Source organism: Acidithiobacillus sulfurivorans (genome assembly GCF_018853815.1).
In the GTDB taxonomy this organism is placed as follows: Bacteria; Pseudomonadota; Gammaproteobacteria; order Acidithiobacillales; family Acidithiobacillaceae; genus Acidithiobacillus; species Acidithiobacillus sulfurivorans.
In genome coordinates this window covers 1-11,127 of record NZ_JAAOMP010000059.1, presented here as the reverse complement: position 1 = coordinate 11,127, position 11,127 = coordinate 1, and the positions used below count along the sequence as shown (strand labels likewise).

12 protein-coding genes and 1 pseudogene are annotated in these 11,127 nt (G+C 48.3%); 3 read left to right on the top strand and 10 right to left on the bottom strand.

What is annotated here, in order from left to right; all coding sequences use genetic code 11:
• Both HAP95_RS05610 and HAP95_RS05605 read right to left on the bottom strand, forming a co-directional pair.
• Positions 1 to 676: hypothetical protein (locus HAP95_RS05610; RefSeq protein WP_215883327.1), on the bottom strand; the 676-nt coding region annotated here is incomplete at its 3' end.
• Between the two features lie 305 nt (positions 677 to 981).
• Positions 982 to 1,653, bottom strand: coding sequence for a hypothetical protein (locus HAP95_RS05605; RefSeq protein ID WP_215883326.1), 672 nt, complete (start codon positions 1,651 to 1,653; stop codon positions 982 to 984).
• 537 nt (positions 1,654 to 2,190) lie between these two features.
• Here HAP95_RS05605 and HAP95_RS05600 point away from each other — a divergent pair.
• Positions 2,191 to 2,439, top strand: coding sequence for a hypothetical protein (locus HAP95_RS05600; protein WP_215883325.1), 249 nt, complete (start codon positions 2,191 to 2,193; stop codon positions 2,437 to 2,439).
• A gap of 116 nt (positions 2,440 to 2,555) precedes the next feature.
• Here HAP95_RS05600 and HAP95_RS05595 read toward each other — a convergent pair whose 3' ends face one another.
• Positions 2,556 to 2,804: a YMGG-like glycine zipper-containing protein gene (locus tag HAP95_RS05595; RefSeq protein ID WP_010636705.1), complete on the bottom strand. Its 249-nt coding sequence runs from the start codon at positions 2,802 to 2,804 to the stop codon at positions 2,556 to 2,558.
• Positions 2,805 to 3,903: 1,099 nt separating this feature from the next.
• Between HAP95_RS05595 and tnpA the strand changes: the two genes are divergently transcribed.
• Positions 3,904 to 4,335 carry an IS200/IS605 family transposase gene (gene tnpA / locus HAP95_RS05590; RefSeq protein WP_215883324.1) on the top strand — a complete coding sequence of 144 codons (432 nt, stop codon included), beginning with the start codon at positions 3,904 to 3,906 and terminating at the stop codon, positions 4,333 to 4,335.
• A gap of 171 nt (positions 4,336 to 4,506) precedes the next feature.
• On the opposite strand, the gene HAP95_RS05585 is transcribed toward tnpA, so the two are convergent.
• The 7 genes from HAP95_RS05585 to HAP95_RS05555 all read right to left on the bottom strand — a co-directional run bounded on the left by HAP95_RS05585 (position 4,507) and on the right by HAP95_RS05555 (position 10,064).
• Complete coding sequence (locus tag HAP95_RS05585; protein ID WP_215883323.1) at positions 4,507 to 5,613, bottom strand: hypothetical protein; 1,107 nt, start codon at positions 5,611 to 5,613, stop codon at positions 4,507 to 4,509.
• A gap of 155 nt (positions 5,614 to 5,768) precedes the next feature.
• Positions 5,769 to 6,296 carry a DedA family protein gene (locus tag HAP95_RS05580; protein WP_215883322.1) on the bottom strand — a complete coding sequence of 176 codons (528 nt, stop codon included), beginning with the start codon at positions 6,294 to 6,296 and terminating at the stop codon, positions 5,769 to 5,771.
• Entirely contained in the window at positions 6,296 to 6,886 is a 591-nt protein-coding gene (locus tag HAP95_RS05575) for a cytochrome b (RefSeq protein WP_215883321.1), read from the bottom strand. The genes HAP95_RS05580 and HAP95_RS05575 overlap by 1 nt, the downstream gene beginning before the upstream one ends.
• Before the next feature lie 35 nt (positions 6,887 to 6,921).
• Entirely contained in the window at positions 6,922 to 7,494 is a 573-nt protein-coding gene (locus HAP95_RS05570; RefSeq protein ID WP_215883320.1) for a hypothetical protein, read from the bottom strand.
• Positions 7,495 to 7,585: 91 nt separating this feature from the next.
• The gene (locus tag HAP95_RS05565) at positions 7,586 to 7,852 is read right to left on the bottom strand and encodes a hypothetical protein (RefSeq protein WP_215883319.1); all 267 of its coding nucleotides are present in this window, start codon (positions 7,850 to 7,852) and stop codon (positions 7,586 to 7,588) included.
• Positions 7,849 to 8,517, bottom strand: coding sequence for a hypothetical protein (locus tag HAP95_RS05560; RefSeq protein ID WP_215883318.1), 669 nt, complete (start codon positions 8,515 to 8,517; stop codon positions 7,849 to 7,851). Before HAP95_RS05560 ends, HAP95_RS05565 begins: the two co-directional genes overlap by 4 nt.
• Positions 8,517 to 10,064, bottom strand: coding sequence for an OpgD/OpgG family glucan biosynthesis protein (locus tag HAP95_RS05555; protein ID WP_215883317.1), 1,548 nt, complete (start codon positions 10,062 to 10,064; stop codon positions 8,517 to 8,519). The genes HAP95_RS05560 and HAP95_RS05555 overlap by 1 nt, the downstream gene beginning before the upstream one ends.
• Positions 10,065 to 10,822: 758 nt before the next feature.
• Here HAP95_RS05555 and HAP95_RS05550 point away from each other — a divergent pair.
• A pseudogene (locus HAP95_RS05550) lies at positions 10,823 to 11,127 on the top strand (translation initiation factor IF-2); the annotation flags it as partial.

The window sequence follows — 11,127 nt, the reverse complement described above, 5'->3', positions numbered from 1 at the left end:
TCAGATGGCCTTCAGGCCAGCGGCTTCCACGAACCATCCTCACTGGCCATTTGGCATCTTGAAGCAGAAGAGACCGCCCCGCGCACCCATACGGCGAAACCAGCGGATATAGAAACGCATCCGTCCAGTCCGAGTAAAGCGTAGGGACTTCCGAGTCCAATAGGTAGGTCTGCATTCCGTGGTTGTAAAACGTAAAATGAAAATGGGCAACACCTTTCGCGCTAATCCGAACATCCTCTACGTACACCCACTTTGTAGGGTGGCCCGTATCGTAATCCACCGGATCAATCACCGCATGAAAATGCGTTCGACTCGCGTTCCACCTCACCACCTTGCTTCCAATTTCCGGATGTACGACCCCATGGGGGTGCAGATAAAAGGCCTGGTGTCCAAAAGATCCCGCCTGCGTAGAGTTAAGCATCAGGCTCCGATGACCGTTTATCATCAAAAATAAAAACTGATCCACCTGTAATTCACGCCCCGGATCATGGGTGTCGACAATGTTCAGCCCATGGGCTACGTGTCTATTCGACACCGAAACCACCACCCCACCCCAAGGAATGTTAAATTTTATCAAAAGGCCGCCATTCGAAATGGTGACGTCCTTTCCTTTCGGCCCAGGTCGAAAATGACTCCCGTAAGCCTCGGCCGGAATGCCCGCAAATACCCAGACCATACAAGCAATCAACAAGCACGCCTTACTTCTACCTCTGCTCAAATAGGCACTCCTTTTGCTCGACTTTTCAAGTATGTATTGATTTCCGCCGAGATATGGCCCTGAAATTCATTGTGGTTTGGTCTTTTCATATATGTATGACTTGAGAGCCATGGTCTATTACGGTGCATGGGCATTTTCTGAAATTAAAAGACGCTTCGTTACTTTTCAGTAAAATCACTGAATCATGAAAACATCAACCCAGAGCACGGTTCGCTGTCTCTGGGTTGGATGTATGCTTCACACCATCCTGCCCGCATTGTACCTTAAAACTGCATACCCAAGCCCACATCGCCGCGAAGAATATTCGGCGCGCCTCGCTGTGTAAAATCATCATCATGTAATCCGACGTACAGAGAGACATTGGCCATTAGGGGATAATAGGCGTTCACCCCCATTTGTAGAAGGTCTGAAGTGCGATTGAAAGTGGTTGGTGCAAATCCAGAGAGATGCTGGGTTTCCGAAATACCGCCAAGGTATCCGATATATCCGGTGAAATTGACGCCTGGCAGAGATGCTGCCGCATAAAGTCCGCCACCCAGACCGTTGGTGCTCAGCGAAGAGTGGTAACCATAATAGCCATTGGACTGCGCAAAGCGGTTATACTCATAGCCGACATAAGGCCCGACAGCCAAGATATTGCTGGCGTTGAAAAGATAGCCGAGCTTGAGCCCAATGGTGTTGGTATTGCCACCGGTGTAACCCTGGTAGGTAGCCCCGAACTCATGGCGGTATTTCGCCGTGCCGAACAATCCACCATTGTAAAGGCTGGCCCGTAGACCGAGTCCACCGTTGGTGTTCCCATACCGATTGGTGGCCCCTTGTACATTGCCGGAAACACCAACCTGATTCATGACGCCATATACGGACGCTTCTGCGCCCAGGGGTAATGCCAGTGCGAGGGTCAATGCGGTAAGCCATATTTTTTTCTGAATCATCGGAACACTCCTGTTGGTTGAGTCAAAAAACAGCCGGAAAGTGATGGCAGGACTTTCGAGGTCACACCGTTACGATCGAGCCACTCGGGATAGACAAGAAGTAGACAATCTCCCTGTCGAGTCCAGAGACTAAGACAGCAGAATTTATGCCAAAGGTTCCCGTGGGATAGATTTTTCATGTAATCAGTGGCCTGTGCCGTCTGCTCACGAAACGGTGCGACTACATGGCCCTTTCTTCAGCAGATCTGTTGTACTTTAGCGACAATATGGCGCTATAGCGTCCCTGTTGTAGGCCCTTACCATGAAAACGGATCCCTTCTCTTCTGGAATCGGGTACGGCTCAGTATGTCGCTTCTGTCGCAAGATCCTTTCGCTGTGCTGGAACGCTTATTGCTTTTTCAATATTGGAAAGCACTTCACAAGTCCGAAAAACGTGACCGCAAAGCGGAAAGGAGGTATGCACATTTTTTATACCGTAACCCCTGAGCTATTTGTTCGGGGAAAGATAAAAAACCGATCTTCCTACAGGAGAACCGTATGTTCCATGAAATGGAGTCACTGAAGCGCCGTAACATCTGGCAACCAGCTTTACGTGTAGCGACCTTGTTCGGCACCTTGATGGCGTTGGCGGGATGTTATGCCTACCCCCCTGGACCGCCTCCAGGCCCTGGCGGATATTATGCGCATCCTGCACCGCCCCCACCTCCACCGCCGCCCGGAGGGCCAGCGGGTCCTGGGGCTTATTACCAGCAACCCGGGCCGCCGCCCCCGCCACCACCTCCGTGAAGAATTTTATGGGCGCGTATGTCTTGTAAAAGTCAGACAATTTTTCTGTAAACAGGTCCTAAAAAACGCCCCATTTTTCTGAAATGGGGCGTTTCCTCCGGTCATGAATCAGGATTTCAGTGCATCAAAGCGCCGGTTGCTGCTCCTGCTGCACCGCCCACTGCGGCTCCTACGGCCGGATTGCCACCCACAACAGCACCCAGCACTGCACCGCCCGCAGCACCGATAGCCCCACCACTCAGTGCGCGTTGTCCTGTGGGGCTCATATTGGCGCAGCCAGTCATGGCGATCAGACAAAAACCCAACGCCAGAACTTTTAACCCGTACCGGTGATGACCGAATTTTAATCGAAGGGGATATTGCATGGGGATTAGGCTCCTTATGGTGTAGTGGAAGAGGATCCGGATAGTTGTTCCACATCCCGGGTTGCCCGGAGAATTTCTTGTCGGGCAATCCGATAGGACGTTCCAGAAAGCGGTTTGGTACATAACGGCTGTACGACCGCCTGAATTTGGTCAAGGTCGTCCCTTTGGCCTTCTGCGTGCGGTCGTTTTGTCAGCTTTTGTTGCAATAGATATACCTGCGCCTGGTATTGCTGGCAATCGCGCTGTAGTCCTGATTTTCTCTGGATTGGATGCGTGGGCGCCAAGATGGTTGAGGCGCAGCCGCTCAACAATAAAGTGCCCGCAATCAGCCAATAATACGGCCTTTCTCTTATCCTGTTTGGCGAATACACCCAACATTCCTACCAGGGAGTGGATACATAACCCACTACAGGCGTGGGAGCCGCGTAAGAGCCGCGTAAGAGCCGGGTGGAGGCCCGGGTGGGGGCGGCGGTGGCGGCCCTCCCCAAGGCCCGGGTCCCGGTGGAGGCGGGCCTGGTGGAGATACGGGATAATAGGCCGGTGCTCCGCCTACTGAAACACTCAGCCCCGGAACGGCCAGGCCTAATGAAAGATTATCGGCGAGTGCTGGAGTGATCCCAACGGCCGATGAAAGGACGAGGGTGGTAGCCACCACCCATAGCATCGATTTTCGTCGAGCTGTTGAGGGGGAGGGAATGGATTTCATAATGATGCTCCCATAAAAAAGACCAAAGGCGTACCAGCAAAAAGCATTCCTACAAGATTTCAGCCAGTTTCCATTCGGTCGAGCCCTACTGTACTGTAGTCAGTCCACTACAGTGGGACGCTGACTTATTCCATCTGGTTAATTTTTAAGTATTTGTGTTGTCGCTCTTCAGTCAGGTTGATAATCTACCCGGAATAATAGCCACTGTCAGACGATCATTGGCCGCATGTACCGCACAGCAGGGCAACTGGGAATGGGCGTCAGACAATACGCTTAACCAAAAATAGGAAATCCCCCGGCTCTGCCGGGGTGACAGTAGATGTTTGACATATAGTGGAGTCCATCGGAGAACCGACGCTGTGAGCCGCCAAGCACACGACGAAGGAGATACCGATGGACGAAGGATTGAGCCTAAGACACAGCAAGTGGGAGTGCAAATATCACATAGTATTTATTCCGAAGTGCCGACGTAGGGTGTTGTACGGTCAGTTACGGAATGATCTTGGGGAGGTATTTCGGGCTTTGGCCTGGCATAAGGAAAGCCGGATAGAAGAAGGACATCTGATGGTGGACTATGTGCATATGCTGACTTCGATACCGCCGAAGTACGCTGTATCCAGTGTGGTGGGTTACATCAAGGGCAAGAGTGCGATCCATATTGCACGGACTTACGGTAAACGGAAGCGTAATTTCGTGGGTCAGCATTTTTGGGCGCGCGGGTATTTTATATCGACGGTGGGTAGAGATGAAGCGATGATTCGGGATTATATTCGCCATCAGAAGAAAGAGGATGAACGAGTAGATCAGTTGAACATATGGAGCTAATCCGGGCCACCCAGTGTTGGCGCCAAAACTGAGGGGCCGCGTTAGCGTCCCCGTTTTAAGCCGCTTTGAGCGGCTCATGAGCTAAAGCTCCCGGCTTTGCCGGGAGATATTTACTAATCATGAATTACGGAGTGTCTACGTGATGAATAAATTATACAGCAGGTAGTATGATCAAGAGCGATACTGCATTAAAGTCAAAGCCGCTTCAGCATGAATCCACTTAAGTGTCGCTTCTCGATAAGCCCTCAAGGCATGAGGCACCTTGTTCACAGCATTTTTTGCCTTTATATCGCCATTATCTCGTGATAGTACCCGTTTTAAAAAATTATACCAATACTTAGTGCGGTTTTTCCAGAACCGTTCCTTTTTGTGATAAATGGGTAACTTTATTTTAGTAATTTTATGTTCTTGCTGACTTTTTAAAGCATCTTGCTTGAGCTTCAGAAGGATGTTTTCCCGATCAATATCGAGCTGCTGATTCGCATGATGTACTGCACCCATGATGTCGATCGGCATGTTCAGGTACAAACCACCGATGATTGCCATTTTCGTTCTTCCCGCTGCCGGGTAGTAGGAGGGTCTCACAAAAAGCTTTAACTTTACATCAAGAAATCGTAACCAACCGAGTTTGCGCTGCCCATGATAATAGCGTATTAAACCTTCAATAGCAGGATGCAGGCGGAGCACGCTTGGTGGAATTCTGTGCGTATTTTGTTTTTCATTTGGTCGCTTAGGGATAAATGAATGAAGCTTGTGTCCTATAGTCTCGATCATCTTGTGTAAAGATATTTCTGTACGCATGCGTGCAAGATAAGTCGTTAGACGCAACCTTTCAAGAATTCCATGCACACTTTCTGGAATATGTTTATCATGTTTAAAAATTATTAAAATCTTTTTTAACTCTTGTGCTATATTATAATTCTCCCAGTAGGTCACATATGACTTCTGAATATGCATTCTGATATTTCTTGACTCTGAGTCATATTTAGAAAGATTTTTGTAGTATGCGGGCTCGGCTTCTGCGGTAATGTGACGCAAATATTTATTTCCGCCAAATAAATAATATTTAAATCCGAGTTTTGGTTTCATAATGTAGGCGCGTGGAATACCGTCATAGTTAAAGTGGGTATAATGACCAGCCTTTATTCTCCCTTGGAGAATAGGCGAGCTCTCTGCGTGTAAAATTTTGATCTCCTGCTGGGCTGCACGTACGTCATTTTCTTTCTCGTGCATTGCTGGTGACTGCTGCGCAATATTTTCTATTTGGCTTAATGTCATCACTTGCTTTCCATAAGCAGGACTCACATAAAATGTGGCCATACATAATAAGAACGATGATAACCACCATGTAAATTTAATTCTATCAATAGAAATGATTGTAGCCCTCCATTTCACGTTTGCAGGCAACTTTATGAACATTAAATCACAAACATCTATAACATTCCCAAAAAATATCCAGCGCCGCCCCAAAACGCAACCCACATGATTGCACCCAATATATTCCAGAGATAAAAATCGTGTAGTGTAGTTTCTGCCGATCCAGAGATGTAGCCTTGAAGCTGTCGCAACGGAACAATGAATCGACCAAATAATACTACTATGGAACCATATTTATTCATGAAAGTATGCGTCTTATTAAGGCGTTCTGCTGTAATCCCTATCCATCGACCATGTTTTTTGACCCATTTGATACCGACTTTGTAACCTATGTAATAGGAGGTGAACCAACCGGCACTGGTACCTATTATGCCGAGGGCAAATAATACTAGCGGATTAAAGGCACCTTGGCTGGCTACAAAACCTGCACCAATCAACAGGGTCTCCCCAGGTAAAAAAATGACGCCAGCGCTTTCCAGGAACAATCCAGCCACGACTATGGCCAACCCATATTGATCCACCACACCCGAAGCCGAAACGACTGCGGCATGGAGATAGCTCAAAAAATAGCTGGAAACTGACATCAGGATTTGGGGTTCGTACGTGATAGGCGAACGGGTAACATTCTGGTCAGCGTATGATCGCGAAGCACGTAATGATGATAAAGTGCTGCCAGGCTATGAATAACGATTAAAAACGCCAGCGTTAACGCTACTGCTGCATGCCATTGCAATACAGTAGAAAAAGCAAAGTGGCGATCGGGGGTAATGGGAAGCGGCATATGCCATGCCAGAATCGTCAAGCCCTTACCCAGAAGCCCCATCATCCAGATTCCGATGGCGCATTCAACGAAAATGAGCCCATAAAAAGCACCATGGACCATCTTGGCCCATAGCTGGTGACTTGGTTGCGCGCCTGCACCTGATCTTCGTCCAGTAATGACCCGTATAATAAATAACGACAGCGTGAGCAATAAAATAAGTAGTCCAATCTCTTCATGCACCACAATGGCACTCGCCAGATGGTCTTGCAGCCAGGCTATACGTAAGTTGGCAGCACCCAATAGGCCCTGAAAAACAATCAGTACGGCGATCGACCAATGCAATACTTTAAAAAGGCTACTCTCCCCAGTGAACGACGTTTCTGCAATTTGTTCAATCTCATTGGGTGTCATTCATGCTCCTATTTAAATGTTTCATGCACATCAAACTAACGAATAGCATGCATCTGTTGCTTTAATTTGGGTAACCAGGAATTTTTCGAAAAACCAGGTTCACGAGAGAGCTTTTCTAATGCTTTTCGGGCTGCACCATGGTCCTTGTCTGGCAACCAGAGGGCCGCCTGCTTTTCTGATTTCAGAATGCTGCGATTCGCAACGCGGCGTCCGTACCATTTTTCAACACCGGCAAAAAGTCCTTGTGGTGGATGTTCCGCAGCATGAAGCATGAGATGATAGATGTGTGGATGGCGTAAACTGGCAATGCCTACCAACCATAACCAGGATTGCTCTGCAGAGGTTAAATTTTTGAACCAGGCAGGTGCAGCGGCAACACATTCTGCCTTTTGACCAACAATGGCTGTGAGGTAAGGCGCATCTGGTATATGGGCGACATGCCTAATAGACTGAGGCTGATCTATGTACAGGGCGACCCTTTGCCTGGACCATGATTCTGCAGTGTGAGCCGAAGCCTGCATGTCACGATTTGTGATGGCATGTTCCTTGAGATAGTCGCAAGCCGCTGTGGAATGCAAGAAGATATGTCCAGCAGCGGGTAAGGCCATTCCTTGCCCTCCTATCAGGGCAAGGATATACAGTAACTTGCGCGCCCTGTATGGATATTTTTTGCGGACCGTTTTCATTATTTTCCAATCGTTAGCAATGCTGGTGAATATACCAGATTTTATGAAGAGTTTTGTTCATCAACTGGGTGTCATGCAGGGCGGTTTTCCAATGGCGCGCCTTCAACGCCAAAATGGTGTCATAACTGAGTCGTTCGGCCTTGTTTTTCAGTATTTTTGTTTGATATTGAGGGTTTTGCGGAGCATGATCCTCATGGGCCATAGCATGAACCGACGTTAAACATAAAATACTTGCGACAAGTGATTGAACCATTTTTTTGCGATTCATCTTTAAGCTCATGCAAATCTCCACACGGTTGCTGGTTTAGCCAGATTGAAATACTCTTGGGATAAGCACGCGTATCGCTTGAACTCCCCGGAGATCTGGATGATTGCATAGGTCTTGCGCGTCTGTTGTGCAGGAGAATAAGGGTAGGAAGAGGACCATCTTTTTGAATATCCTGAAATCTGTTGCGCATCTACATGAATAACTCGTTGCCTTCCCGTATTTTTCGCGCAGGATGTTGTCCTGGGGGTCCAGATTGGTATCCAGTCTTCCCGGATATATTCCCGAATCTTCCGAACGAATCGCTTTGACGCCATAGAAGAACGCAATAAAGCCGGAGATTGTTGCTTTTTAAACCAACGTGCTGGATGGTTTTGCGCGCTAGTTGCCGGTAACGCGATGGCCAGACGTGTATTGAGTTCATCGCCATCCTCAGCCAACGCGCCAATAGCGGTTTGCATCAGTGCAAACCAAGTTGGACTTATTTCATTGCGTTGGCCAACCTGTGTTTGTAGACCTCTTATGACCTGGCTTTCTATCCACTTCCGTTGTTCGGAAGACAGCTCGAGCCTGTCCAGGTAATGTGTTACAGCAGTGGGTAGTCTAACAGGGTGGATAGACGGGTCGTTACTAGGGCGAATTGGATGCAGGCTATCGAAATTATCCGGGCTTCTATACATTATGCTGCCTCCTTTTGAGGGGGTAATAAATATAACCAGGTATCACTAAGCACTTTCCCTTGTGAGGCCAGAAATAGGCTGATGTTACGGGGATGATATCTGGCTGGGAGAATCTGGGCGTTCACCTGCCATTGATGCTTCAAGGGATTAAATTGCACTGACGAATGGAGAACATGTACCCCTGCTCCGACGGTAAAATGGGCGTGCATGGGGGTTTGTGCGGGGAGATGACCCAATCCATCTCCGGCGAAATCCACAACCAATGTCTTGGCGCCCTTCATGTGCGGATCGTTACCCAGAAAGGTAGCGACTGGATGCCCGCCAGATGGGAGCTGTTTGTCGTTCCGGAAAAACCGGATCTGGTAATGCACCCGCAGTGATTCACCCGGTCGCAGGGGTTTCGCGGGGACCCAAAAGGTCACCATGTTATCCGTATTACGGTTGTTTGTCGGCAACTCTACCAGCTCCACCTGTCCTTTCCCCCAGTGATTAAGCGGGTGAATCCAGACGCTGGGCCTTTTTTGATACTGTGTAATTAATCCTTCGTAGTTAGAAAAGCGGCGATCCTGTTGAAAGAATCCGAAACCAATGGGGTTATTGAGAAGATAACGAGTCACCTGGATGTGCAGGGGGTTATTCAACGGTCTTGTGATCCATTGACCATCACGGGCCGCCATGATCAGATCGCTGGAATCATGTTGTTGAGGGTGCCAGTCCCCGGCTCTGATACCTCGACCACGACCATGCCAGTACATGCTTGAAAGCGGTGCAATTTCAAGCTGCTTGATTTTTTTGCGCGGGTACAAAACGGCCCGTACGCGGATGCGTGTACTTTTTCCAGGGATTACCGTAAACCGGTAGGCTCCGGTTATTACAGGGCTATTCAGCAGGGCATAAATGATCATGTGCCGCGCCCCTGGTTTGGGTCGTTGCAACCAGAACTCCTGGAAATAAGGAAAAATTTCACCAGAAGGTAAGGCCGTATTTATTCCAAGGCCTCTCGCTGAAGTTCCATAGACGGCCCCTTTGCCGACAGCACGGAAATAACTGGCACCGAGGAAAGACACAAACTCGTTGTGGTATGGCGGGGTATCCAGTGGGTAAAGCAAGGAAAATCCTGCGTATCCTTCTTTACGCGGGAGTCGGGACTTTCCGATTATGCCATGCGTAGCAAATAGTTTGGCACTGTAGGGCAGTGGAAAGGACTGTCCGTGCTGAATAACATTGATTTTTACAGGGTGGATAAAAGTATGTCCCACGGGATAAAAAGCGACTTCAAACGGTAAATCCTGCGACTTCCAGAGAGCGCGTATATCCAGAATCCGACCATATGCCTGTGGGCTCAGTTTGCGTAGATAGTGACCGGCGGAAATGGGGCGAGATTTCCAAGCCCTGCGGGACAACTTGTGTGCAGATTTCTGGGGGTTGGCAAAAGAAAAAGAGCCTGCAAAGGCAGTGGAAGACCCTATGAGAGCCAATACCGTAGCTAATCCTGCTACACCATAAGAAAATACAGATTTATTGTTGCTGGAAAGGAAAGCAATCATGACAGATTTTCAGCATATTTTATGCCAAAATTATAACTAAATGATTTTTTTAATAAAAAATAATAACCGTGAAATACCACCTCGGCACATGTCGCTCCAAGGTCACGGTTATTATTTTCATAGCTAATCACATTTTTTTCTTATATTAAAAAATTATTCAAGTAAATCATTTTGTTAATCGTGCGCAGTCATTATTTTAGAAAAATATAATATTGTCGCTCGTGAGCGACATGTAACGAACATAATGAAGTATATGCAGTAGTATTACAAAAAGTTATTGTGCTATGCGAGCGTATTTGAGGGATTGCGAGGAGCATAAGCAATACTGCTAAACCTGAATTTGATGTTAAACTTAAGCAAGTGGTGCAGGTGATCGAGCGTTCCGGGGACTGTCTCGAAATAATCGTTGATAAATTATCCATGATGCTGCATATTCATGAACAATAATAGTTACGGAGGAATATGCCATGTCTATTTCAACCAGAAAAATCGCTGCTATAGCCGTGGGTGTTTTAGCACTCTCAGGCTGTGCTTATGGCCCCTACGGCCGATATGGGCATCCAGGGTATTACCAGCCACTCCCACCTGGTCGGTACAACAACGGCTACGGTCATCCGCCGCCACCGCCTCCTCCCGGCCAAGGACCTGGTCAGTACAACTATGGCTACGGCAGGTAATCCACCGCCATCCCTTCCAATAAGCAACAGTCCGGGGATAAGTTCGGCTTCATCCAGTAAACCAGTAAAAGAGGATTTGCTATGCCGCGTAAACCCATTGTACTCAGTATCGCCATAGGCCTTGCCGGATTAGGGGTTTTACCCCTCTCTACACCGGCGTCCGCTGCGCCGTTTGATCTCAGTGTCATGCTGGGCGATCTCGGGATCAATCTCGGTAACACGGGCTTGCCCCAGCAATATGGCTATTTTGAGCCGCCCTCAGCGTATACCAGCTATTACAGTCAGCCACTCTACGCGCAGTACATGATGTGGTACTACTACCCGCAGACATACTACCAGTATTATCCGACACCACCCCCGCCCCTACCGGCAGGAGCGCCCCCGCC